Annotated in this window: 21 protein-coding genes and 1 pseudogene; 14 read left to right on the top strand and 8 right to left on the bottom strand. The window is 71.6% G+C overall.

The genetic code is table 11. The features are described from left to right. Together ABIA35_RS16860 and ABIA35_RS16855 are read left to right on the top strand one after the other, a co-directional pair. The coding region (locus tag ABIA35_RS16860; protein WP_370358464.1) for an ABC transporter ATP-binding protein at positions 1 to 762 on the top strand (762 nt) is incomplete at its 5' end. Between the two features lie 287 nt (positions 763 to 1,049). Continuing rightward, positions 1,050 to 1,934, top strand: coding sequence for a hypothetical protein (locus ABIA35_RS16855; protein WP_370358463.1), 885 nt, complete (start codon positions 1,050 to 1,052; stop codon positions 1,932 to 1,934). Here ABIA35_RS16855 and ABIA35_RS16850 read toward each other — a convergent pair. The 4 genes from ABIA35_RS16850 to ABIA35_RS16835 form a co-directional block, all read right to left on the bottom strand. Then, complete coding sequence (locus ABIA35_RS16850) at positions 1,931 to 2,056, bottom strand: hypothetical protein (protein ID WP_370342483.1); 126 nt, start codon at positions 2,054 to 2,056, stop codon at positions 1,931 to 1,933. The genes ABIA35_RS16855 and ABIA35_RS16850 overlap by 4 nt on opposite strands. 72 nt (positions 2,057 to 2,128) lie before the next feature. Next, complete coding sequence (locus ABIA35_RS16845) at positions 2,129 to 2,626, bottom strand: hypothetical protein (RefSeq protein WP_370342481.1); 498 nt, start codon at positions 2,624 to 2,626, stop codon at positions 2,129 to 2,131. Positions 2,627 to 2,730: 104 nt separating this feature from the next. Further along, positions 2,731 to 3,711: a WXG100 family type VII secretion target gene (locus tag ABIA35_RS16840; RefSeq protein WP_370358462.1), complete on the bottom strand. Its 981-nt coding sequence runs from the start codon at positions 3,709 to 3,711 to the stop codon at positions 2,731 to 2,733. Further along, a complete protein-coding gene (locus ABIA35_RS16835; RefSeq protein WP_370358461.1) occupies positions 3,708 to 4,112 on the bottom strand; it encodes a hypothetical protein in 405 nt (134 codons plus the stop codon). Before ABIA35_RS16835 ends, ABIA35_RS16840 begins: the two co-directional genes overlap by 4 nt. A 332-nt stretch (positions 4,113 to 4,444) precedes the next feature. On the opposite strand from ABIA35_RS16835, the gene ABIA35_RS16830 reads away from it, so the two are divergent. Together ABIA35_RS16830 and ABIA35_RS16825 are read left to right on the top strand one after the other, a co-directional pair. Further along, a complete protein-coding gene (locus ABIA35_RS16830; protein WP_370342477.1) occupies positions 4,445 to 5,224 on the top strand; it encodes an electron transfer flavoprotein subunit beta in 780 nt (259 codons plus the stop codon). Positions 5,225 to 5,238: 14 nt separating this feature from the next. Continuing rightward, on the top strand, positions 5,239 to 6,189 hold the full coding sequence (locus ABIA35_RS16825) for an electron transfer flavoprotein subunit alpha/FixB family protein (RefSeq protein ID WP_370342476.1): 951 nt from the start codon (positions 5,239 to 5,241) through the stop codon (positions 6,187 to 6,189). Here the strand turns inward: ABIA35_RS16825 and ABIA35_RS16820 are convergent. Continuing rightward, positions 6,161 to 7,828 (bottom strand): serine/threonine-protein kinase, encoded by a 1,668-nt coding sequence (locus ABIA35_RS16820; RefSeq protein WP_370358460.1) that lies wholly within the window; start codon positions 7,826 to 7,828, stop codon positions 6,161 to 6,163. The two genes, ABIA35_RS16825 and ABIA35_RS16820, sit on opposite strands and share 29 nt — an antisense overlap. A gap of 113 nt (positions 7,829 to 7,941) precedes the next feature. Here ABIA35_RS16820 and ABIA35_RS16815 point away from each other — a divergent pair, with 113 nt between their 5' ends. The 4 genes from ABIA35_RS16815 (at position 7,942) to ABIA35_RS16800 (ending at position 12,418) form a co-directional block, all read left to right on the top strand. Beyond that, positions 7,942 to 9,366, top strand: a complete 1,425-nt coding sequence (locus ABIA35_RS16815; protein ID WP_370358459.1) for an MBOAT family protein — start codon at positions 7,942 to 7,944, stop codon at positions 9,364 to 9,366. Positions 9,367 to 9,387: 21 nt separating this feature from the next. Beyond that, complete coding sequence (locus ABIA35_RS16810) at positions 9,388 to 10,431, top strand: GDSL-type esterase/lipase family protein (RefSeq protein WP_370358458.1); 1,044 nt, start codon at positions 9,388 to 9,390, stop codon at positions 10,429 to 10,431. Positions 10,432 to 10,571: 140 nt separating this feature from the next. Then, complete coding sequence (locus ABIA35_RS16805; protein ID WP_370342472.1) at positions 10,572 to 11,744, top strand: cysteine desulfurase family protein; 1,173 nt, start codon at positions 10,572 to 10,574, stop codon at positions 11,742 to 11,744. 104 nt (positions 11,745 to 11,848) lie between these two features. Then, positions 11,849 to 12,418 (top strand): hypothetical protein, encoded by a 570-nt coding sequence (locus ABIA35_RS16800; protein WP_370342470.1) that lies wholly within the window; start codon positions 11,849 to 11,851, stop codon positions 12,416 to 12,418. Between the two features lie 15 nt (positions 12,419 to 12,433). On the opposite strand, the gene ABIA35_RS16795 is transcribed toward ABIA35_RS16800, so the two are convergent. Beyond that, positions 12,434 to 13,699 (bottom strand): NAD(P)/FAD-dependent oxidoreductase, encoded by a 1,266-nt coding sequence (locus tag ABIA35_RS16795; RefSeq protein WP_370358457.1) that lies wholly within the window; start codon positions 13,697 to 13,699, stop codon positions 12,434 to 12,436. Between the two features lie 78 nt (positions 13,700 to 13,777). On the opposite strand from ABIA35_RS16795, the gene mnmA reads away from it, so the two are divergent. Then, complete coding sequence (mnmA, locus tag ABIA35_RS16790) at positions 13,778 to 14,854, top strand: tRNA 2-thiouridine(34) synthase MnmA (protein ID WP_370358456.1); 1,077 nt, start codon at positions 13,778 to 13,780, stop codon at positions 14,852 to 14,854. A gap of 83 nt (positions 14,855 to 14,937) precedes the next feature. Next, a complete protein-coding gene (locus ABIA35_RS16785) occupies positions 14,938 to 16,656 on the top strand; it encodes a penicillin-binding transpeptidase domain-containing protein (RefSeq protein ID WP_370358455.1) in 1,719 nt (572 codons plus the stop codon). A gap of 45 nt (positions 16,657 to 16,701) precedes the next feature. Here ABIA35_RS16785 and ABIA35_RS16780 read toward each other — a convergent pair whose 3' ends face one another. Beyond that, positions 16,702 to 17,178: a MarR family winged helix-turn-helix transcriptional regulator gene (locus ABIA35_RS16780; protein ID WP_370342465.1), complete on the bottom strand. Its 477-nt coding sequence runs from the start codon at positions 17,176 to 17,178 to the stop codon at positions 16,702 to 16,704. Between the two features lie 58 nt (positions 17,179 to 17,236). Here ABIA35_RS16780 and ABIA35_RS16775 point away from each other — a divergent pair, with 58 nt between their 5' ends. Beyond that, complete coding sequence (locus ABIA35_RS16775) at positions 17,237 to 18,004, top strand: YitT family protein (protein ID WP_370342464.1); 768 nt, start codon at positions 17,237 to 17,239, stop codon at positions 18,002 to 18,004. Next, a pseudogene (locus ABIA35_RS16770) lies at positions 17,901 to 18,413 on the top strand (NADPH-dependent FMN reductase); the annotation flags it as partial. The gene ABIA35_RS16775 and the pseudogene ABIA35_RS16770, both read left to right, overlap by 104 nt. A gap of 23 nt (positions 18,414 to 18,436) precedes the next feature. Here ABIA35_RS16770 and ABIA35_RS16765 read toward each other — a convergent pair. Continuing rightward, positions 18,437 to 18,886, bottom strand: a complete 450-nt coding sequence (locus tag ABIA35_RS16765) for a hypothetical protein (RefSeq protein WP_370342463.1) — start codon at positions 18,884 to 18,886, stop codon at positions 18,437 to 18,439. Positions 18,887 to 19,123: 237 nt separating this feature from the next. Between ABIA35_RS16765 and ABIA35_RS16760 the strand changes: the two genes are divergently transcribed. Both ABIA35_RS16760 and ligA read left to right on the top strand, forming a co-directional pair. Beyond that, positions 19,124 to 20,131, top strand: a complete 1,008-nt coding sequence (locus ABIA35_RS16760; RefSeq protein WP_370358454.1) for a methionine synthase — start codon at positions 19,124 to 19,126, stop codon at positions 20,129 to 20,131. Between the two features lie 89 nt (positions 20,132 to 20,220). Continuing rightward, a complete protein-coding gene (ligA, locus tag ABIA35_RS16755; RefSeq protein WP_370358453.1) occupies positions 20,221 to 22,392 on the top strand; it encodes an NAD-dependent DNA ligase LigA in 2,172 nt (723 codons plus the stop codon). Positions 22,393 to 22,546 lie beyond the last annotated feature (154 nt).

Below are 22,546 nucleotides of genomic sequence, written 5' to 3'. Positions count from 1 at the left end.
CAGGGTGCGTTGCGGCCGCTGCGGCGGGACATCCAGATGGTGTTCCAGGACCCGCAGTCTTCGCTGAACCCGCGGCACACTGTCGGCACCATCGTCGGGGCGCCGTTCCACATCCAGGGCATTGAGACGCCCAATGGTGTGAAGAAGGCGGTGCAGGATCTGCTGTCTTTGGTGGGTCTGTCCCCGGAGCACTACAACCGGTATCCGCATGAGTTCTCCGGCGGTCAGCGTCAGCGCATCGGTATCGCCCGTGCGTTGGCTTTGAAGCCGAAGCTGGTCATCGCCGACGAGCCGGTCTCGGCGCTGGACGTGTCGATCCAGGCTCAGGTGATGAACCTGCTGGAGGACCTGCAGAACGAGCTGAACCTGGCGTATGTGTTCATCGCCCACGACCTGTCGGTCGTGCGCCACATCTCCGACCGGGTCGCGGTGATGTACCTGGGCAAGATCGTCGAGATCGCCGACCAGGCCGACATGTACACCCGGCCGCACCACCCCTACACCACCGCTTTGCTGTCCGCGGTTCCGATCCCGGACCCGGATCGCAAGGGTGGCAAGGCCGAGGGGCAGAAGGAGCGCATCCGCCTGGTCGGTGACGTCCCGTCGCCGATCAACCCGCCGGCGGGCTGCCGCTTCAACACCCGCTGCTGGAAGGCGCAGGAAGTCTGCCGCACGCAGGAGCCCCCGCTGCTGCAGATCGGCTCCCTCTCCGCGGCCGGCTACGCGCACCAGGTGGCCTGCCACTTCCCGGAGAACGTGTAAGGGCATCCGCGCTTCAGGCGCACCGACGGCCCGGTGGGAGCTTTCGCTCCCGCCGGGCTTTCGGCATTGTGGGGCGCGTGTTTTCGACCGACGCCGGCTCGCACGCCGATGACGACATAGCCGACGAGGGTTTCGCGGGGGATGCGGGTGGGCTTCCGCCCGGGCAGGAGAACTCAGCCGGCGGCGCCGCGGCTGGCGAGGCTGCGGCAGGCGAGGCTGTGGCTGGCGACGGCGGATCCTTGTCCGGGCAAGGGATGTCCGGGCAAGGGATTCCGGCCGGCGGCGGCGTGCCTTCCCCCGGGTCTGCCGAGGCCGATCCAGAGTCCTTCTTCGCCTGGCAATCCGCCGCCGACACCCCCGAGGAACCCTTCTTCGGCATGCAGAGCGAGGCCTCGACCCTCACCGGCGTCGCACTCGGCCCCGGCCTGCGGCGTGCCGCGCTGGTCTGCGTCGGCGCCCTGGTCGGGCTCGGCGTGCTCTTCTGGGGCGCGCTGGCGCTGTACTTCGCCTACCGCGTCTTCTTCGACAGCCCGCACGTGAACCCCGACATGCCGCACCTTCCCGACGCGCGGCCTTGGACCGCCTTCTACCTCGTCGGCGCACTGTGGGGTGTGGGTGTCGGTCTGTTCGGGCTGGCGTCGCGGTGGCGGCCGCGGCTTCTGCTGTGGTGCTTCTGCTGCCTGGTGACCGCCTTCTTCTGGCCCGCCGGGATGGCCGCGTCGGCGGTCGCGGTGGCCTGGCGGCGGCGGGATCTGGCGGCGTCGCGGCGGATCGTGCTGGTGGCGCTGGCGGTCCTGGTGGCGATCGGCGGTCCGGTGTGGCGGTTCGCGGCGCCCTCGTCGACCGCCGAGCCCGTCGCCGTCGGCTCCGACGGCGATCTGCTCGGGACCTGGCGGTCGAGCTCCGACATGTCCGTCGTCCTGCGCGCCGACGGCAGCTACACCGCCGGCGCGCTGTCCGGCGGCGGACTCGGCGCCGGCGACGGCGTGCCGGCCTCGGTGGGCATGTGGGACACCGAGAGCCCCGGCGGCCGCTCCGGCGTCCGGCTGCAGATCGAGGGCGACCTGTCCCACTCGGTCTGGTTCGACGTCTACAAGGCGGGCCAGGATCTCGTCCTGTGCGCCTCCGACGATCCGGCGAACCCCTGCCAGGTGGTCCTTCGACGGTCCTAGTCGCTCAGGGCGTTGATCTCGTTCAACACGGCCACATCCTCTGCTGCGAGCACGAGATCGGCGGCCGCCAGGTTCTCCCGGTCGCCCGGAGGACCCCAGACGCCCGGGCCGGGAAGCTGCATGGCGCCATAACCGAGTCGGCTGAGTGCGAGGTCGGGGGCAGTCGCCGGAGTGAAGCACCGCATGACGCCGCCTCAGCCCTTGTTCTCGGAGGCGACCGCTTCCGAATCGCCCAGCAACCGCTCCTTCAGCCGCGCCTGCACCGAGTCGACCGTCACCCCGCCGTCCGGATGCGCCTGCACCTTCCCCCGCCGGGCGAGGTCGTGCACCCCCTGCCGGCTGATGCCGAGCATCGCCGCCGCCACGGTGAACGACACCGCCTCGGCGTTCGGGTGCCCGGCGCGCAGCAGCACCGCGCGGCCGAACGGAGTGGTCCACCACTGGGTCGGCGGGTTGAAGGGCTCGTCGGACGGGAACAGGGTGCTGACCAGCCGGATGGCGGTCATCTTCGCGGTGTCGTCGTCCGGGCCGAGCAGTTCCTCGGTCCAGACCAGCACCGCCTCGAAGGCCCGGCGCCGCAGGTCCTTGTCGAGCCCGAACAGGACGTCGACCGGTCCCAGGACGCGCGCCTCGACCAGGCGGTTCAGGTCCCGGGCCAGCTCTTCGTGGGCGGTACGCCATGTCGTTGCCAAAGCGGACTCCATCCCTAGTCGCTTCTACTTGACGAGTATCGTCTAGTACTTGCGTGCGGGTGTCAAGTACCAGCTTGGTGATGTCAGGTACGAGCTTGGTGATGTCAGGTACCAGCTTGGTCGGGCTCGATCTGTTCGGCCTCGTCGGTGATCGTGTGCCTGATCCGCGCGCCGAGGCCCTTCGCTCCCCCGGCGCCGAGGGGGAGTCCGGTCGCGTGGCCGAGCGCCACGTCCGTGGCGCCCTCGGCGGCCCGCAGGACGCTGCCGGCGCCGCGCAGCTCCGCGATCGTGGTCTGGGCCTGCCGCAGGGCGCGGAAGGCGTGCAGCGCGCGGAGCCCGTGGGAGACGCCGATCGCGTCGCGGGCCGCCTTCAGCACGGCGAGTTCGGTCACCAGCTGCTCCACCAGCGCCGCGAACTCCGCCGAGATCCGCTCGGCGCGAGCCAGGAACGCCGCCAGTGTCGCCGATTCGGCCAGAGCGCCGCCGACCGTGGCCAGGCCGAAGGTGAGCACGTCGGCCACGGCGGTCGCGGCCAGCTCGGCCGCCGCCCACGCCGCGGCGTCCGTCACGACGCCGGTCACCGCGTCCTGGGCCGCCCCGGCCGCCACGCCGGCCCGGTTGAGCAGGTGCGCCGTCGCCGCCAGGCCGAACGCCAGGCGGTCCAGCGCCGTCAGACAGGCGTCCATCGCGGCCCCGAACGCTTGCGCGGCCTCTCCGCGCCAGCTCCCGGCGAGCGGCGCGCAGTCCTGTCGCAGCCGCGTCGATATGCCGCGCACCGCGATCGCCTGCTCCAGCCACAGCACCGCCGCGCCGTGCAGGGCCTCGGCGTCGCCGGTCACCCGGTCCAGCACGTCCAGCAGTCCGACCTCGCGCAGGGCCCATTCGACGCCTGATGCCAGCGTGCCCTCCACACCGCTCGGTGCCGCACGGTGCACCGGGCTGAGCATCGTGTCGAGCCGCGGCGGCTCCTCGACGGCCCACGCGTAGCCGACTCCGAACCCGCCGCCGGGCACCGTGCCCGGCTCTCGGGGCTCCCGAGGCTCCCGCGTCCCCACTGGCTCTACCGGCTCCACCGGACTGTTCATCCGTGCGTCCCGTTGCCCGGCACGACCTCGTCCGGCTCGCTCCCGGGTATCTCGATCCCCACCCCGAGCGCGGTCTGCACCGCGTCCGCGACTCCGGCCACCACCCGATCGGCCGACGAATACCGCGCGGCGCACTCCGCTAGCCCGAGCGTCGCCGCCGCCAGCCACGCGGTCAGTTCTCCGGCCTCGGCGAGCACCTCGTGCTGATGCGCGGCGCAGCGGTCGGCCAGCAGGCCCGACTGCGGCAGCCGGCCGAACCAGCGGTGCTCCACGCGCACCGCCGCCACCGCCTCGCCGACCGACGCCAGCTCCGCCGCGCGGGCGCGCAGCGACTCGGCGTACCCCGTCAGCACGGCGGGGCGCACCTCGAAGGCGTCGAAGGAAGACCCCGGACCGGACATCGGACCACCCCCCCTGGTCAACGTGTTTTGAGCATCCTAGCTGGCCACCATCCCTCACAGTAGTCACTCGGACACCATGGGTATTCCCCCGCGCGGCCCATTCGAGACGTGACGCGCGTCGCTCCGTGCGGCACTACCAAGCGGTAACTTTGTCGGGATACGATCCCCGTGGACGGCACCGTGGGCAACCGCCGGGCCGCACCGGAAGCCGTGGAAGCCTCGCCTGCCTGCCCCCGTGTTCGGATGCTCTGTTTATTAAAATCAGGTCCGACCATGGCAAGCTGCGGAGGAGAGACCGGAGAAGCCCTCAAGCAGGAGGTCGGACAGCGATCATGAAAATCGTCGTCTGTGTGAAGCAGGTGCCGGACACGGAGGCCGAGAAGCGGCTCCTCCCGGACACCCTGACCGTGGACCGGGAAAGCTCGAACCCGGTGCTCAACGAGATGGACGAGTACGCCATCGAGGAGGCGCTCAAGCTCGTCGAGGCGCACGGCGGCGAGGTCACCGTGCTGACCATGGGCCCCGACGGCGCCGACGCGGCGCTGCGCAAGGCGCTGTCGATGGGTGCGGACTCCGGCATCCTGCTGTCCGACCCGGCGCTGGCCGGCTCCGACGCCGTGGCCACCTCCTACGGCATCGCGCAGGCCCTGGGCACGACCGAGTTCGACCTGGTGGTCCTGGGCTCGGAGGCCTCCGACGCCCGCACCTCGCTGGTCCCGGCCATGCTGGCCGAGCGCCTGGGCCTGCCGCAGCTCACCTTCGCCTCGAAGGTCGAGATCGACGGCACCGAGATCACCGTGAACCGCCTCACCGACTACGGCCACGACATCGTCAAGGCCCAGCTGCCGGCCGTGGTCTCGGTGGTGGAGAAGATCAACGAGCCGCGCTACCCCTCCTTCAAGGGCATCATGGCGGCCAAGAAGAAGCCGATCGCCCGGCTCGACGCGGCCGCGGCCGGCATCGAGACGGCGCAGGTCGGCGCGGCCGGCGCCTGGACCGCCGTGGCCGACGCCGCCCAGCGCCCGGCGCGCAGCGCCGGCGTCAAGGTGGCCGACGAGGGCGACGGCGGCGTGAAGCTCGCCGAGTTCCTGTCCGCGCAGAAGTTCATCTAAGGGAGCGTTGGAAGATGGCTGAGATCCTGGTTCTCGTCGACCACGCCGACGGCGCGGTCAAGAAGGTCACGCTGGAGCTGCTGACCAAGGCTCGCGCGCTGGGCACGCCCAGCGCCGTGTTCGTCGGCGCCGGCTACGACAAGGCCGCCGAGAAGCTGGCCGAGTACGGCGCCGCCAAGGTGTACGTCGCCGAGGACGCCGAGCTGGAGGGCTACGTCACCGCGCCCAAGGCCGAGCTGCTGGCCAAGCTGGTCGCCGAGCACTCCCCGGCGGCGGTGCTGGTCCCGGCCACCGCCGAGGGCAAGGAGGTCGGCGGCCGCCTGGCGATCAAGTCGGGCTCCGGCATCCTCACCGACGCCGTCGACGTCAGCGCCGAGCTGGTCGCCGAGCAGAGCATCTTCGGCGGCTCGACCGTGGCGCACTCCAAGGTCACCCAGGGCACCCCGATCATCGCCATGCGCCCGAACGCCACCGCCCCGGAGGCCGCCCCGGCCGCCGCCGAGCGGGTGGACGTCAGCGTGGAGCTGTCGGACGCGGCCAAGCTGGCCAAGGTCGTGGAGAAGGTCGTGCTCCCCAAGGGCGACCGCCCCGAGCTCACCGAGGCCTCGATCGTGGTCTCCGGCGGCCGCGGCGTCGGCAGCGGCGAGAACTTCGCGATCATCGAGAAGCTGGCCGACGCGCTCGGCGCGGCCGTCGGCGCCTCCCGCGCCGCCGTGGACGCCGGCTGGTACCCGCACCAGTCGCAGGTCGGCCAGACCGGCAAGACGGTCTCCCCGCAGCTGTACATCGCCGCCGGCATCTCCGGCGCGATCCAGCACCGCGCCGGCATGCAGACCTCGAAGACCATCGTCGCCATCAACAAGGACGAGGAGGCGCCGATCTTCGAGCTCGCGGACTACGGCGTCATCGGCGACCTGTTCAAGGTGGTCCCGCAGGTCACCGACGAGATCCTGAAGCGGAAGTAGTCCCCGGACGGTTCCCGGAGCCGCCCCGCCCGCCGACACCGGCGGACGGGGCGGTTCTCTGTCCGCCGGCGGAGCTGCTCGCAGGGCTCTGCGGCGGCGCAGGCGTGCCGTGGCCGCCGTGGGGGAGCAGCAGCACGGCGGCCGTCACCGCGGCGCCCAGGAGGGCACCGAGGGCGGCATAGACGGGAAAGCGGTGCCGGCGCGGCGCGCGGTGGTGGGCGGCGGCGGGGGCCGGGGCCGCTGCGGTCGGCGGCTCCGGGTCGAGGAGGAAGGCCGCGTAGGCGGCGCCCGGTCGGGTGGTGGGAGCGGGCTGGGGCTGAGACTGGGGCTGGAGTTCGGGCGTGGGCTCGGGCTCGGCCCGGGACTCGTGCTCAGGCTCGGCTCGGGACTCGGGCTCGGGCTCGGGCCCGGCGGCGAATGCCGCAGCGGCTTGAGCGGCCGCGGAACGCGGCAGGCCGGGCTGGCGTACGCCGTGCGCCGGCGAGTCGGGCGGGGACGCGCTGTCAGGGGAACCCTGTCGAGCGTCCGCGGAAGTCGCGTCCGGCCGGCGGCGGTCCTCCGGCGAGTCGAGCCCGGGCGCGGCATCGGCCGGCCTGGGCCGCCGCCGGCGCGTCCCACGGTGCGCGGGCTCCGCCACCGCCGCGTTCGCGATGTCCAGTGCCGAATCCGCCGCCTTGTCGAAGGCCGCCGAGACCGCGCGTACCCATAGCGGGTCGGCGGCGGTGACCTTCAGCCACGCGGCGAGTTCGGCCTCGCGGCGGGCGATGTCGTCCAGCACCGCGTCCGGCAGCCAGGGGTCCTCGGGGGCGACCAGGCCGGCGATCTCCGGCGCGGTCGGGCGCTCGGCGGGGTCCTTGGCCAGGCACGCGGCCAGCAGGTCGGTCAGGTCGGCGGGCAGGCCGTCGAGCTTGGGCGGCTCGTGCACCACCCGGTACAGCAGCGCCGGACCGTCGCCGGCGCCGAAGGGGCTCTGGCCGCGCGCCGCGTAGGCGATGACCGAGGCCAGGGCGAAGACGTCCGATCCGAAGGTGGCGGGCTCGCCCACCGCCTGCTCCGGCGACAGGAACCCCGGCGAGCCGATCAGCGCCCCGACCCTGGTCAGACCGATGTCGTCGAGGGCGCGCGCCACGCCGAAGTCGATCAGACGGGGCCCGCCGCGGGCCAGCAGCACGTTCGAGGGCTTCACATCGCGGTGCACGACCCCCGCCGCGTGGACCTCGGTCAGGGCCAGGGCCAGGCCGTGGGCCAGGGTCCGAAGGCCCGCCTCGCCGAGCGGGCCGAACGCCATCGCGGCCTCGGTCACGGACGGTCCCGGCACGTACTCCGAGGCCAGCCAGGGCAGCTCCGCCTCCGGATCCGCCGCCACGACGGGAGCTATCAAGGCGGCCGAATCTCCGTCGCCGCCCCCGCCGGCACTGCCGCCCCCGCCGCCGACCTCCTGGGCCGTGGCGACCTCCCGCCGGAACCGTGCCCGGAACCGCGCGTCGGCGGCGAACTCCGGCCGCGCCACCTTCAGCGCCACCGCCTGGCGGTCCGGTCCCAGCGCCAGGTAGACGCGCCCCATGCCGCCGACGGCGAGCAGCGTCAGCACCCGGAATCCCCCCAGGTGGCGCGGGTCGTCCCCACTTAGCGGTGCCATACCGGACAAGCTAAGAGCGATCTCGATCGCTGGGAAGGGCGTGACCGTCCGTGTTCTGTTTCGTTGGGTATTGCGACCCTCCCTGACGATACCGGCCACCCGGGACAGCACCCTTGATCTTCCCCACCGTCCAGTTCGCGCTCTTCTTCGCCCTCGTCCTGCCTCTGTCCTGGGCCCTGATGCCCCGTCAGCGCCTGTGGCGGCCCTTCATCCTCGCCGCCTCGTACTACTTCTACGCGGCCGCGGACTGGCACTACGTCTTCCTCCTGGCCGGCTCCACCGTGGCCAACCAGCTCGCGGCCACGGTCATCGCGCGCCGGTCCGCGGCGAAGGTCCGCAACGCCGCGCTGGTCGCCGCGATCACCCTGGACCTCGGCGCCCTCGGCGTCTTCAAGTACCTGGACTTCTTCAGCGCTTCCGTCAACAGCTCCCTGGGACTGTCCATCGGTCTGCTCCACTGGGTCCTGCCGGTCGGCGTGTCCTTCTACACCTTCCAGGCCATCTCCTACGTGGTCGACGTCCACCGCGGCCGCACCGCGCTGGCCAGGCCGCTCGACTACGCCATCTACGCGTCCTTCTTCCCGCACCTCGTGGCCGGCCCGATCGTCCGGGCGTCGGAGTTCATCCCGCAGCTGGCGGGCCCGCGCGATCCGAACCGCATCCCGGCGGCCCGGGCGTTCGGCCTGATCGCCGGCGGCCTGGTGAAGAAGATGGTCGTCGCCGACATGATCGGCACGAAGCTGGTCGAGCCGGTGTTCGGCACGCCCCAGGCGCACAACGGCACCGAGACCCTCATGGCGGTCTACGGGTACGCCGTCCAGATCTACTGCGACTTCTCCGCCTACACCGACATGGCGATCGGCCTGGCGCTGCTTCTGGGATTCCGCTTCCCCGACAACTTCGACCGCCCCTACACCGCACGCTCCCTCCAGGACTTCTGGCGGCGCTGGCACATGACGCTCTCCCGTTGGCTCCGCGACTACCTCTACATCCCCCTGGGAGGGAACCGCGGCGGGAGTCTCAAGACGTACCGCAACCTGATGATGACCATGCTCCTGGGCGGGCTGTGGCATGGCGCCGCATGGACGTTCGTCATCTGGGGCGGCATTCACGGCGTCGGCCTGGCGGTGGAACGTGCGTGGCCCTCCGTCGCGGACGCTATGCGTTTCCCCACTAGTGTTCCCGCACGGATTCCCCAGCCTGTGAAGACCGCAGCGGCGCGCATCGTGACCTTCCACGTGGTCTGCCTGGCGTGGGTCTTCTTCCACGCTCCGGACGTGAGCACCGCCTTCGCCGTCCTCGGACGGCTCTTCGCCGGCGGCCCGGGCACCGGCATCGTCACGCCGACGATCGTCCTGGTCATCGCCGCCGCACTGGCCGTGCAGTGGCTGCCCAGGGGGACCGGCGCGCGCTTGCAGAAGGCGTTCGTCACCCTCCCCGTCTACGCGCAGGGCATCTCGCTCGGGGCGCTGCTGCTGGTGGTCGCCGCCGTCAGCGGCGGACAAGGCGTGGCGCCGTTCATCTACTTCCGGTTCTAGGCGAGGCGCGAAAGGAGAGCAGTGTCCGAGGAGAACGGCCCCGAACCCGTCACCACCGCGCGCCAGACCGGCCGGGTGATCCGGATCGCGCTGGTCACCGCCCTGCTGCTGAACACCGCCGGCGTGGTCCGGGCCGGGCTCGGTATGCCGTCCGGCCCGACGCGCGACCTGCTGCTGGGGTTCGCGCGCCCGCTGGACAGCTTCGCGGGTCTGCTGGACCTGAACCGCCCGCGCAGCTCGCTGGACGCCATGCTCGGCCATCCCGACAGCGCGACGGGTGATGACCGGCAGACCCATCTGGAGCAGGACGCGGACCGGCTCCAGCCGCCGGCCCAGGCGCCGCCGCCGGCTCCGGCCAGCGCGCCGGGCTCCCCGGCCGCGGCCGACCCCCAGCCCCGGCTGGCGCCGGTCGGCGCCGAGGTGCGCCACGCCACCGCCGCCGATCCGCTGCGCATCCTGGTCACCGGCGACTCGCTCTCGGACTTCGACGGCCAGCAGCTCTCTCGCGTGGTGGCCGCCGAGCACCTCCCGGCCAAGGTGCGGGTGCAGGCGCGCAACGGCACCGGACTGACGCAGCCGTCGGTCTTCGACTGGTCGGACGAGGCGGCGCAGGACGCCGCGGACTTCGACCCGGACGTCGTGATCATGGTGCTCGGGGCGAACGACGGCTGGCCGCTGGAGGGCCACGACGTCGGGTCGAACGCCTGGAACCAGGAGTACGCGCGCCGGGTGGAGGCCGTCAGCCGCGACTTCATCGCCGGCGACCCGCAGCGCCGGGTCTACTGGGTCGGCCCGCCGGTGCCGCGCTCGGCGCCGTGGATCCACATCTTCGCGCGGATCAACGACGCGGTCCGCGCGGCGGTGCCGAACGTCCCCGGGCTCCGCTATGTGGACGTCGCCGGACCGACCTCCGACCACGGCAGCTACACCGACTACCTCACCGACCCCGCCGGTCACCGGATCCTCGCGCGGCAGCACGACGGCATCCACTTCAGCTTCGCCGGCTCGGTCTTCCCGGCGCGGATCATCCTGACCGCGCTCCAGGGGGAATACTCGCTGGGCTGACCGCCTTACCGCATACGGGCGGCGGTAACAGGCCCCCCGAATTCCGTGCGCCCTTCGGCCTCCGGGTGATCCCCTCCGGCCGGGCGGGGCCGGGCCGATCACCGCCACAGTCCCGCCAGCCCTTAGAATCGCAGCTAATCATGGCCGTATATCTGGATCACGCCGCGACGACCCCCATGCTCCCGGCCGCCGTCGACGCGATGACGGCACAGCTGGGCGTCACCGGGAACGCCAACTCCCTGCACGCCGCCGGCCGCGCGGCCCGGCGGGTGGTCGAGGAGTCCCGCGAACAGATCGCCGAGGCGCTCGGTGCCCGGCCCTCCGAGGTGGTGTTCACCTCCGGCGGCACCGAGAGCGACAATCTGGCGGTCAAGGGCCTGTACTGGGCCCGACGCGACGCGGACCCCCGCCGCCGGCGCATCCTGGCGGCGAAGATCGAGCACCACGCCGTCCTGGACCCGCTGACCTGGCTCGAGGAGCACGAGGGCGCCGAGATCGACTGGCTGCCGGCCGACTCCCTGGGCCGGGTGCACCCCGAGACGCTGCGCGCCGCGATCGAACGCGGCCCGGACTCCGTGGCGCTGGCCACCGTGATGTGGGCGAACAACGAGGTGGGCACGGTCCAGCCGATCCGCGAGCTGGCCGGCGTCGCCCACGAGTTCGGGATCCCGATGCACTCCGACGCGGTGCAGGCGGTCGGCGCCCTGGAGGTGGACTGGAGCGCCAGCGGACTGTCGGCGATGACCTTCACCGCGCACAAGATCGGCGGCCCGATCGGCGTCGGAGCGCTGCTGCTGGGCCGCAAGACCCAGGCCGTTCCGGTGCTGCACGGCGGCGGCCAGGAACGCGACGTCCGCTCGGGCACCCTGGACACCCCGGCCATCGCCGGCTTCGCGGCCGCGGTGGTGGAGGCCGTGAAGGACCGCGAGGCCAAGGCCGAGACGCTGACCGCGCTGCGCGACGAGCTGATCGCCCGGGTCCAGGCCGAGGTGCCCGACGCCGTCGTGAACGGCGACCGCGGCCCGGGCACCGGACTGCCGGGCATCGCGAACATGACGTTCCCCGGCTGCGAGGGCGACTCGCTGCTGATGCTGCTGGACGCCCGCGGCGTCGAGTGCTCGACCGGCTCGGCCTGCTCGGCCGGCGTCGCGCAGCCCAGCCACGTGCTGCTGGCGATGGGCGTCGAGGGGGAGCCGGCCCGCGGGTCGCTGCGGTTCTCGCTGGGGCACACGTCGACGAAGGCTGATGTGGACGCGTTGGCCGAGGCCATCGGTCCGGTGGTGGGACGGGCGCGGGCGGCGGGGCTGAGTTAAGGGCTGTAGCCCCATGTCCGTTTTAGGACAGTCCATTGACAGCTGACCGGTTAAAACAGGACTCTGATTCACCATCCGGCCGTGTCGACGACGAATGGGGCATCATGCTTCACACGCGTCCTGTACTCGCGCTCATCGCGGGCGCTTTCCTGTCCGCCACCGCACTGGCCGCCTGCCCGGCTTCGGCGTCCGTCGACGATTCGGGGCAGAACTGGGTGCAGTCCTCGATCAAGGCGCAGCTCTCCCGCAAGCCCGGGGGCGTGGTGGACGGGGACTCGATCCGCTACGCCAAGGACAGCGTCACGCTCACCTACAAGCCGCCGACCACGCCTGGCACCGCCGTGGCCCAGGACTACGCCGGGTGCAGCACCAACGAGGTCTGCCTGTACACCACGTCCGACGTGGTCGCGTCCGGGGTGCGGCTGAGCACCGGTTCGCTGTGGTGCCCGTGGGAGAACACGAACAATCTGCTGGACCTGCGGAACTACGGCATCGCCGACCAGGTGCGCGCCGCCGACAGCGAGAACGGTTGGTGGGCCGAGGGGATCTGGTCCAAGCTCGGGGTGCGCGGGGAGCAGTGGAAGATGAACCCGCACGGGATCCTCTTCAACCTCAGCACCACCAACATCACGTACCTGAACGTCTGCATCAACGAGGGCGACCTCGAGTACTGAGCTTCGAAAGCCGGTTCAGGCCGCAGCCGCGACCTCGGCCAGCGGCACCGCCGCGTTCTGCAGCCGGCCCAGGTCCACCGCGGCCCGGCCCAGGATCAGGCTCCGCACCTCGTCGACCACGTCCCAAACGTTCACGTTCATCCCGGCCAGCACCTTCCCGCCGGCCAGCCAGAACGCCATGTACGCCCCGGAATCCGGGTCGCCGCGGAACGCCACCTGGTCGTAGCCCGAGGACGGGATGTGGCCGACGTACTCCATGCCGAGGTCGTACTGGTCGGTGAAGAAGTACGGCAGCCGGTCGTACTTCAGATCCGTGACCCCCATCATCGAGGCCGCGGCGACCTTCGGCTGGTTCAGCGCGTTGGCCCAGTGCTCGACCCGGATCGCCTCCTCGTAGAAGGGATGCCAGGCGCTGGCCACGTCGCCGGCGGCGAAGACGTCGGGGTCCGAGGTGCGCAGGGTGGCGTCCACCACGATGCCGTTCGAGACCTCCAGCCCGGCCGCCTCGGCCAGTCCGGAGTTCGGCGCGGCGCCGACCGCCACCAGGATGTGGTCGGCCTCCAGCTCGGTGCCGTCGGCGAGCCGGACGCGGGTCGCCTGCTCGACGCCGTCCACGTCCTGCAACGTGAAGGAGTCCACGCCGACGCCCAGGCGCAGGTCCACGTCGTGCGCGCGGTGCAGGTCGGCGAAGCGCGCGCCGACCTCGGGGCCGAGCGCCCGCAGCAGCGGCTGCTCGGCCGCCTCCAGCACGGTCACCTCGACGTCCTTCTCGCGGGCCGCGGCGGCCACCTCCAGGCCGATCCAGCCGGCGCCGACGATCGTCAGGCGCGAGCCGGGGATCAACTGGTCCCTGGTGCGCTGGCTGTCCTCGATCGTGCGGAAGTAGCAGAGGTTCTTCGCGTCGCCGCCGGGGATGTCGAGCCGGCGCGGGGAGGAGCCGGTGGCCAGCAGCAGCTTGCCGTAGGGGAGTTCGGTGCCGTCGTCCAGGCGTACCAGGTGCCGCTCGCGGTCGACCGCCACGGCGGTGCGGCCCAGGCGAAGGCCCACCTGGTTCTCCACGTACCAGGCGCCGGACTCGTGGACGAAGACCTTGTCCCGCTCCTCCTTGCCCTGCAGGTAGCCCTTCGACAGGGGCGGGCGCTCGTAGGGCAGGTCGTGTTCGGCGCCGACCAGCTCGATCGGCCCGTCCCAGCCGTCCTCGCGCAGCGCCTGGGCGGTTTTCGCACCCGCCAGGCTCGCGCCGACGATGACCATGCTGTCCGTGCCCTCGGCGCCGCTCATGGCGTCCTCCGCTCGTGGTAGCCCGTCCCGCCCGATATGACCCGCCTCACAGTCAACCATTGCACGTACCCTTGAGGCATGCGTGTCTTGGCGGCGATGTCCGGTGGTGTCGACTCGGCGGTGGCCGCCGCCCGGGTCCGGGACGCGGGTCACGAGGTGACCGGCGTCCATCTCGCGCTGTCCCGCAACCGCCAAGCCCTGCGCGACGGCGCGCGCGGATGCTGCACGATCGAGGACTCGCACGACGCCCGGCGCGCCGCCGACATGCTCGGCATCCCCTTCTACATCTGGGACATGTCCGACCGCTTCCACGAGGACGTGATCGACGACTTCGTCGCCGAGTACCGGGCCGGCCGCACCCCGAACCCGTGCCTGCGCTGCAACGAGAAGATCAAGTTCGCCGCGGTGCTGGACAAGGCGCGGGCCCTGGGCTTCGACGCGGTCGCCACCGGGCACTACGCGCGCCTGCTCGACGGTCCGCACGGCCCGGAGCTGCACCGCGCCGCGGACCCGGCCAAGGACCAGTCCTACGTCCTGGGCGTCCTGGACGCCGACCAGCTGGGGCACTCCCTGTTCCCGCTCGGCGACGACACCAAGCCCGCGGTCCGGGCCGAGGCGGCCGAGCGCGGTCTGTACGTGGCCAAGAAGCCCGACAGCCACGACGTCTGCTTCATCCCCGACGGCGACACCAAGGCGTACCTCGCCAAGACCCTGGGCACCACGTCCGGTCCGATCGTCGACAGCACCGGGCGCACGGTCGGCGAGCACGACGGCGCCTGGGGCTTCACCATCGGCCAGCGCCGGGGTCTGCGCATCGGCGATCCGGCCGGCGACGGACGGCCGCGCTATGTCCTGGACATCTCGCCGGTCAACAACACCGTGACCGTCGGTACGGCCGAGGAACTGGACGTCACCGGGCTGTCCGGGATCAAGCTGCGCTGGTGCGGCCCGGAGTTCACCGGCCGGATCGAGTGCCGCGCGCAGCTGCGCGCGCACGGCGAGGCGGTGCCGGCCACCGCTGAGCGCACCGGTCCGGACGCGATCGAAGTAGTCCTCCACGAACCGGTTAGAGGCCTCGCGCCGGGGCAAGCGGCAGTCCTCTACGACGGTACCCGCGTCATCGGATCCGCCACAGTGGCGCAGACCTCACGTTAAGCGTGCCAACCATTTGGGCCTCTGATGCGTCGGTTAGGGTCGTAGGTTGAAAACCCGATCCGACGTATAGGGGAGGGACCCCGATGGGTTCACGACGCACGCTCCTGGCGATAGCCGCAGTTGCCACCTCGCTCGCCGTGGTCACCGCGGGGTGCTCCGGCGGCTCCAAGGCCAAGCCGGCGGCGAACGGCGGTACCTCGGCGGCCACCTCTCAAGGGGCCAGCCCGACCGACACGGTCGCGGCGGCGTTCCTGGCGGCGTGGCAGTCCGGCGACTACACGAAGGCCGGGTCCATGACGGACCTGCCCGACAAGGCCGGGCCGCGGCTGAAGTCGGTGATGGAGTCCCTGGCTCCCAAGACGATCGCGCTCAAGCTGGGCTCGCAGCAGAACGCGCCGAGCAGCGCCGGCTCCACGTCGGCCTCCGGCTCCTCGACCCCGGGCGCCCCGAGCAGCCCGGCGACCCCGGACCCGCTGGCCAACGCGGTCCACTACGGCTTCAGCGTCACCGACACCTTCGACGACGGCCTGACGTGGTCCTACAACTCCACGATGTCGGTGCTGCCGCCGACCGGGAACGGCCCGGCGCTGGTGCACTTCGCCTCGGCGATGATCAACCCGCAGCTGAGCGCCGCCTCGAACCTGAAGGCGGTGCCGCCCTCGGTGCCGGTCGCCGACCGCGGCGGTGCGCCGCTGTCCGGGACCGAGCACCCGAGCATCGCCAGCATCATCACCAAGCTGGCGATCGCCAAGCCGCAGAACGGGACGCAGGCCTCGCTGCAGATCCAGTTCGTCGACAACAACACCGGCAACCAGATCCCCGGATCGAACACGATCCAGCTCGGCGCGCCCAACGCGACCAGCGGTCTGCAGCTGGCCTCGACGATCGACTCGAAGATCCAGACCGCGGCGGAGAACGCGCTCAAGGCGTACCCGAACTCCGGCATGGTGGTGATCAAGCCCTCCACCGGCGAGATCCTGGCCATCGCCACGAACAACAAGAACAACCTCAAGATGGCCTACACGGCCACCCGGGCGCCGGGCTCGACGTTCAAGACGGTCACCGCCACCGCGCTCCTGCTCGGCGGCATGCAGCTGTCGGACACGGCGGACTGCACGCCGACCGCCAAGGTGGGCACCGAGACCTACCACAACGACGAGGGCCTGAAGAACGGCTTCACCGGCGCCACCCTGCTGACCGCTTATGAGCAGTCCTGCAACACCTCGTTCGTCAACGCGACGATCGGGCACAACCTGGCGATGGACAGCCTGTCCAAGACCGTCCACGACTACTACGGCATGAACCAGCCCTGGGACATGGGCGTCGGCTCGGCCACCTACTGCACCGGCGGCGCCCTGCAGGTGCCCCCGGCCGACACGCACAGCCTGCTCGCCGCCTCGGCCTTCGGCCAGGGCATGATCACGATGTGCCCGCTGACCATGGCCTCGATCGCCGCGACGGTGGCCACCGGCCAGTTCCACCAGCCGGTCCTGATCCCCGGCTTCCAGGCCCCGGCCAAGGCCCAGCCGCTGCCGGCGTCGGTGGACCAGAACCTGCAGACGATGATGCGCGGCGTCATCACCAACGGCACCGCGACCTCGCTGGCCGGCATCTCGCCGACCCTCGGGGCCAAGACCGGCTCGGCCGAGCCGAACGCCACCGACCCGACCGACTCCTGGATGATCGCGATGGACCCGAAGAACGACATCGCGGTCAGCGCTCTGGTCCTCAACGGCGGGTTCGGCAACAGCGCGGCCGGCCCGGCCATCGCCGCGATGATGAAGGCCGCCGGCCTGAGCTGAGCACGCGCTACCTTCCGATGCCCCGGGCCGCTTCGGCCCGGGGCATCACTCGTCCCCGACGCCGCCCGCCTCCAGCGGGCCCAGCACCGCCTCGCCGATGTCTCCCAGCACCCTGATCTGCTCGGGGCTCAGCCGGCCGATCAGGTGCCGGCGCACCGAGGCCACGTGGCCGGGCGCGGCCTGCTCGATGGTGCGGCGGCCCTGCGCGGTGAGCACCACCAGCGAGCCGCGGGCGTCGCCGTCCACCTCCTCGCGGCGCACCAGGCCGCGCTGTTCCATGCGCGTGATGTGGTGCGAGAGCCGGCTCTTCGACCACCGCATGCGGGTGGCGAGCTCGCTCAGCCGCCGCCGGTCGTCGGAGGCGGTCAGGTTCGACAGGACGTCGTAGTCGGCCTCCGACAAGCCCGCCTCCTTCGCCAGGTCGCGGCTGATCTCGGCGTTGAGCAGCAGGTGCATGCGGCGGTAGGCCAGCCAGGCGCGCAGCTCGGCGTCGTCCAGCCAGCGGGGCTCGGTCGCGGTCACGGGCCCAGTCTAGCGCTGTTGTTGACATGTCACCTAACCTCGGCGCAGACTTGTTGACATGTCACCGAACATTGCGCGCCGCCTGGTCCAGTTGTTCGCCGGGCTTGTGCTGTTCGGCGCCAGCACGGCCCTGATGGCGGTCTCGGACCTGGGTCTGGCCTCCTGGGACGTGCTGCATCAGGGCCTCGCCCGGCACACCGGCCTGCCGCTGGGGCAGGTCGTGATCGTCGTCGGCGCGCTGGTGCTGCTGGCCTGGATCCCGCTGCGGCAGCGGCCCGGGTTCGGCACGGCGGGCAACGTCGTGGTGGTCGGCCTGGCCGCGGACGCCGTCCTCGGCCTGCTGCCGCCGGTCCACGCCCTCGTCCCGCGCGCGGCGCTCCTGCTCGGCGGCATCGTGCTGAACGGCGTCGCCACCGGCCTCTACGTCGGCGCCGGTCTCGGACCCGGCCCCCGCGACGGCCTCATGACCGGATTGGCCGCGCGCACCGGCCGCTCGCTGCGCGGCACCCGGACCGGCATCGAGATCGCCGTCCTGGCCGCCGGCTGGCTGCTCGGCGGGACCGTCGGCGTCGGGACCGTGCTGTTCGCCGCCGCCATCGGCCCGCTCGCGCAGTTCTTCATCACCCGCTTCGATCTGGACCCACCAGGAGGACACCATGCCCCGCCTGCTCGTCATCACCAGCACGACCCGTCCGGGAAGGGTCGGGACCGCCGTCGCCGACTGGGTGCTCACCCTGGCCCGCGAGCACGGCGGCTTCGAGGTCGCGCTCGCCGATCTGGCGGAGATCGGCCTGCCGTTCCTGGACGAACCGGAGCACCCCTCTGAGAGGGCGTACCTCCACGAGCACACCCGGCGCTGGAGCGAGACGGTCGAGGCGGCCGACGCCTTCCTGATCCTCGCCGCGGAGTACAACCGGGGGATCACCGCGCCGTTGAAGAACGCGCTGGACTTGTTGTACGCGGAGTGGGCCGGCAAACCGGTCGGGTTCGTCAGCTACGGCATGTCCTCGGCGGGCCTGCGGGCCGTCGAGATGATCACGCCGGTCGCGGTGGCACTGGGGATGACCCCGCTGCCCGACGTCGTGGCGCTGCCGCTGCGCGAGGTCCTGGACGCCGACGGCCGGCTGGCGGTGCCGGGGGAGCACCGGGAGCGCGGCGTGCACGGGCTGCTGGAGGAACTGCGGCGCTACTCCGAGGCGCTCGGACAGCTGCGCAAGCCGGCGGCGGCGGCGTGAGCCGGACCCGGCCGGCCGCCGCCTCAGCTGTCGAAGCGCACGAACAGCTCCCGCTGGTCCGCCCCGGCCAACAGCGCCAGCAGCGACAGCGACCGGATCAGCTGCCCGCAGCGGTAGGCGTCCCAGCCCCCGTCGGCGGCCCCGTCGGCGGCGGCCCAGCGTTCGGCCAGGGCGTCCACGTCGTGGTCGCTCAGGTGCGCCAGCCGGGAGCCCAGAGCCCGGCGCACCGGCAGCAGGACGGTGCCGCCGGAATCGTCAGGGCCCTCATGCGCCGGCGTGAGCACCGCCTCGCGCACCTCCGCGGGGTCGTTGCCGGTCACCAGCAGATCCAGGTCGATCAGCTGGGCCGGATCCAGGTCGCCGGCGGGCACGGTGTCCAGGGCGGACAGCACGGCCGAGGTGTCGGCGTGGGCCGCAGCGGCCGCCACCACCCGCAGTTCGGCGGGGCTCGCGGCGAAGAACACGGTCGACACGGACGCGCTCCAGGAGGTCAAGACGGGCCACCGGAAGGCAGGCGGGCGTTGAACAGGGCTGGTGCAGGTCACAATAGCGGCGACCTGGGCTCTCGGCTCGCGCATTCGACACCCTGACGGGTGATGTCGGCGGCGTGCGGCACCGGGCCGCGCCCCCGGGCGCCGGGCGGCCCGCCGCCGCAGGGTTCCGAGGCAGCGAGCCGCCCCGCCCTGGTCCACCTTGGCTACGCTCGTCCCATGCACCGACCCCCACGCGCCACCGGCATCGGCTCCCTGCCCGGCACCGACACCGGCGCGGCGACCCGCCTGGTCTTCGACGAACTCCCGGACCTGCCGCACCTGCCCGAACTCCCGGCGCGCGGCGTGGGCGCGGACATGATCGGCCGCGGCACCGCGCTGCTGGTCGACTTCTACGCCGAGGTCCAGCCCAGCGGCTGGCGGCTGACCGAGCGGCCCGGGCGCGACGCCCGGCGCGCGGACTCCTTCCTGCGCCAGGACCTCGACCACCTGGAGGAGAGCGCGCAGGAGTTCACCCAGACCCTGAAGGTGCAGGCCGTCGGCCCCTGGACCCTGGCCTCGACCCTGGAGCTGCGGTACGGCAACCGGATGCTCGCCGACCTCGGCGCGGTCCGCGACCTCGCGGAGTCCCTGACCGAAGGGCTGAAGGTGCACATCGCGGAGCTGAAGAAGCGCGCCCCGCAGGCCGGCGCGCTGCTGGTGCAGCTCGACGAGCCGGCGCTGCCCGGCGTCCTGAGGGGCACCGTGCCCACCGCCAGCGGCTTCGGCATGCTGCGCGCGGTCGAGGAGCCGGTGGCCCGCGAACTGCTGGCCGGGGTGCTCCAGGCCGTGCACGACGCCGGCGCCCAGACCGCTGTGCACTGCTGTGCCCCCGGCGTCCCGATCGACCTCCTGCGCAAGTCCGGTGCCGACTTCGTCTCCTTCGACGCGACCGGCATCGACGTCCAGACGGCGCGCGACGAACAGCTCGGCGAGGCGATCGAGGCCGGTACCGGCCTGATGCTCGGCGTGGTGCCGTCCACCGAGCCGGCCCGCGCGCCCGGCGTCAACCAGCTGCTGGACAAGGTCCTTTCCCTGACCCGGCTGGGGTTCTCGCCCGCGCAGCTGGCCGAGGCCACGACGATCACCCCGACCTGCGGACTGGCCGGGGCGACTCCGCCATGGGCCCGCCAGGCCCTGATCCTCGCTCACCGCACGGCCGACGCGTTGGCGGACAAAGCCTCCTGAACTGCGGGACTGTCAGTGCCGGGCGATAGATTCTTCTTGTCGCAAGGCCCCCTAGCAGTCCCGACCAGTGAGGTGACGCGTTGTCCGCCATGGATGAGACCACCGCCGCTACCCCGGCTCAGCAGCACGCGGCCCTGGCCGAGGAGATCGAGGACGCGCGCTACCGCTACTACGTGCTCGACGCGCCGACGCTCAGCGACGCCGAGTTCGACGTGAAACTGCGGCAGCTGGAGGCGATCGAGGAGGCGAATCCGGAGCTGCGCACCCCGGACTCGCCGACCCAGAAGGTCGCCGGCGCCTACGAGACCGAGTTCACCTCGGTCCCGCACCTGGAGCGGATGCTCTCGCTGGACAACGCGTTCACCGCCGACGAGCTGAAGACCTGGGCCGACCGCATCGAGAAGGACCTCGGCTCGCTGCCGGACCTGCTGTGCGAGCTGAAGGTCGACGGCCTGGCGATCAACCTGCTCTACGAGAACGGCAAGCTCACCCGGGCCCTGACCCGCGGCGACGGCCGCACCGGCGAGGACATCACGCCGAACGCCAAGACCATCCAGACCATCCCCAAGACCCTGACCGGGACCGCCGAGTTCCCCGTCCCGGAACTGGTGGAGGTCCGGGGCGAGGTCTACTTCGCGGTCAAGGCGTTCGACGAGTGGAACGAGAAGATCCTCGCCGAGACCGGCCGCTCCTACGCCAACCCGCGCAACGCCGCGGCCGGCTCGCTGCGCCAGAAGGACCCGCGCATCACCGCGCAGCGTCCGCTGTCGATGGTGGTGCACGGCATCGGCGCGCGGAAAGGCTTCACTCCGACCTCCCAGTCGCACTCCTACGAAGCCCTCCGGGCCTGGGGCCTGCCGACCTCGGACCGGGTCAAGGTCGTCCAGAGCCTGAAGGACGTCGAGAAGTACATCGACTACTACAACAAGCACCGGCACGACGTCGAGCACGAGATCGACGGCGTCGTGGTGAAGGTCGACGCCCTGGCCATCCAGGGCCGGCTGGGCAGCACCTCCCGCGCCCCGCGCTGGGCCATCGCCTTCAAGTACCCGCCGGAGGAGGTCACCACCAAGCTGCTGGACATCCGGGTCCAGGTCGGCCGTACCGGCCGGGTGACGCCGTACGCGGTGATGGAGCCGGTCACGGTCGCCGGCTCCACGGTTCAGAACGCCACCCTCCACAACCAGGAGATCGTGGTGAAGAAGGGCCTGAAGATCGGCGACACGGTGATCCTGCGCAAGGCCGGCGACGTGATCCCGGAGATCGTCGGCGCGGTGCAGGACCTGCGCGACGGCTCCGAGCGCGACTTCGTGATGCCGGAGAACTGCCCGGACTGCGGGACCAAGCTGGCCCCGCAGAAGGAGGGCGACATCGACCTGCGCTGCCCGAACTCCGAGAACTGCCTCGGGCAGATCCGCGAGCGCATCGACTTCATGGGCAGCCGCAACGCCCTGGACATCGAGGCGCTGGGCTACGAGTCGGCGTTGGCGCTGACCCAGCCGGCCGGCGGGACCGCGCCGGTGCACGACGAGGGCGACCTGCTGAGCCTGAAGATCGAGGACCTCGCCGAGCTGAAGATGCTCCAGGCCAAGCGCGGTGCGGAGGCCAAGCCCGGCGAGATGGAGCTGGTGCCGTACTTCTACACCAAGGGCACGCCCAAGAAGCCCAGCGTGCCGACCGCCACCACCGAGCTGCTGCTGCAGCAGCTGGAGCTGATCAAGACCGAGCGGCCGCTGTGGCGCTTCCTGGTCTCGCTGTCGATCCGGCACATCGGCCCGACCGCGGCCCGGGTGCTGGCCCGGGAGTTCCCGTCCTTCGACGCCCTGGCCGATGCCACCGAGGAGGAGCTGAAGGCCGCCGAGGGCATCGGCCCGACCATCGCCACCGCGATCGTGGAGTGGTTCGCCGTGGACTGGCACCGCGAGATCATCCGCAAGTGGCAGGCCGCCGGCGTGGTGCCTGTTGTGGAGTCCCAGCCCGAGGGGCCGAGGCCTCTTGAGGGATTGAGCGTGGTCGTAACGGGCACATTGGCCGGATTCACCCGGGATGGTGCCGCCGAGGAACTCACCAGCCGCGGTGCGAAGGTGAGCGGTTCGGTGTCGAAGAAGACCTCGTTCGTGGTGGTCGGCGACAATCCGGGCAGCAAGCACGACAAGGCTTTGACACTCGGGGTGAAGGTGCTGGACGAGGCGGGATTCCGGGTCCTGCTCGCCGACGGTCCCGAGGCCGCTGCCGATACAGTGGCCGAAGCAGGGGCCTGACACCCACGTTCGGCCCGGCGTCAAGACCAAGGCGAAACCTTTACGGTCCGTCTCTGGTCGGCGACGTTCTGATACGGCAATATGGCCGCGTCAGCTCGTTTGCCTGACGCGCGCGCCAACGCTGAGTTCTCTGGAAAAGAACCGGTACAGGAGG

This window comes from Catenulispora sp. MAP12-49, from assembly GCF_041262705.1.
Taxonomy (GTDB): Bacteria; Actinomycetota; Actinomycetes; order Streptomycetales; family Catenulisporaceae; genus Catenulispora.
This window is presented reverse-complemented; position numbering and strand designations above follow the sequence as displayed.

What these genes read in the sequence shown, in the direction of transcription:
- ABIA35_RS16850 (WP_370342483.1), bottom strand. Translation starts at nt 2,056, where the DNA reads ATGCAGCTTCCCGGCCCGGGCGTCTGGGGTCCTCCGGGCGACCGGGAG.
- ABIA35_RS16840 (WP_370358462.1), bottom strand. Translation starts at nt 3,711, where the DNA reads ATGAACAGTCCGGTGGAGCCGGTAGAGCCAGTGGGGACGCGGGAGCCT.
- ABIA35_RS16835 (WP_370358461.1), bottom strand. Translation starts at nt 4,112, where the DNA reads ATGTCCGGTCCGGGGTCTTCCTTCGACGCCTTCGAGGTGCGCCCCGCC.
- ABIA35_RS16830 (WP_370342477.1), top strand. Translation starts at nt 4,445, where the DNA reads ATGAAAATCGTCGTCTGTGTGAAGCAGGTGCCGGACACGGAGGCCGAG.
- ABIA35_RS16825 (WP_370342476.1), top strand. Translation starts at nt 5,239, where the DNA reads ATGGCTGAGATCCTGGTTCTCGTCGACCACGCCGACGGCGCGGTCAAG.
- ABIA35_RS16820 (WP_370358460.1), bottom strand. Translation starts at nt 7,828, where the DNA reads ATGGCACCGCTAAGTGGGGACGACCCGCGCCACCTGGGGGGATTCCGG.
- ABIA35_RS16805 (WP_370342472.1), top strand. Translation starts at nt 10,572, where the DNA reads ATGGCCGTATATCTGGATCACGCCGCGACGACCCCCATGCTCCCGGCC.
- ABIA35_RS16800 (WP_370342470.1), top strand. Translation starts at nt 11,849, where the DNA reads ATGCTTCACACGCGTCCTGTACTCGCGCTCATCGCGGGCGCTTTCCTG.
- ABIA35_RS16795 (WP_370358457.1), bottom strand. Translation starts at nt 13,699, where the DNA reads ATGAGCGGCGCCGAGGGCACGGACAGCATGGTCATCGTCGGCGCGAGC.
- mnmA (WP_370358456.1), top strand. Translation starts at nt 13,778, where the DNA reads ATGCGTGTCTTGGCGGCGATGTCCGGTGGTGTCGACTCGGCGGTGGCC.
- ABIA35_RS16785 (WP_370358455.1), top strand. Translation starts at nt 14,938, where the DNA reads ATGGGTTCACGACGCACGCTCCTGGCGATAGCCGCAGTTGCCACCTCG.
- ABIA35_RS16775 (WP_370342464.1), top strand. Translation starts at nt 17,237, where the DNA reads ATGTCACCGAACATTGCGCGCCGCCTGGTCCAGTTGTTCGCCGGGCTT.
- ABIA35_RS16760 (WP_370358454.1), top strand. Translation starts at nt 19,124, where the DNA reads ATGCACCGACCCCCACGCGCCACCGGCATCGGCTCCCTGCCCGGCACC.
- ligA (WP_370358453.1), top strand. Translation starts at nt 20,221, where the DNA reads ATGGATGAGACCACCGCCGCTACCCCGGCTCAGCAGCACGCGGCCCTG.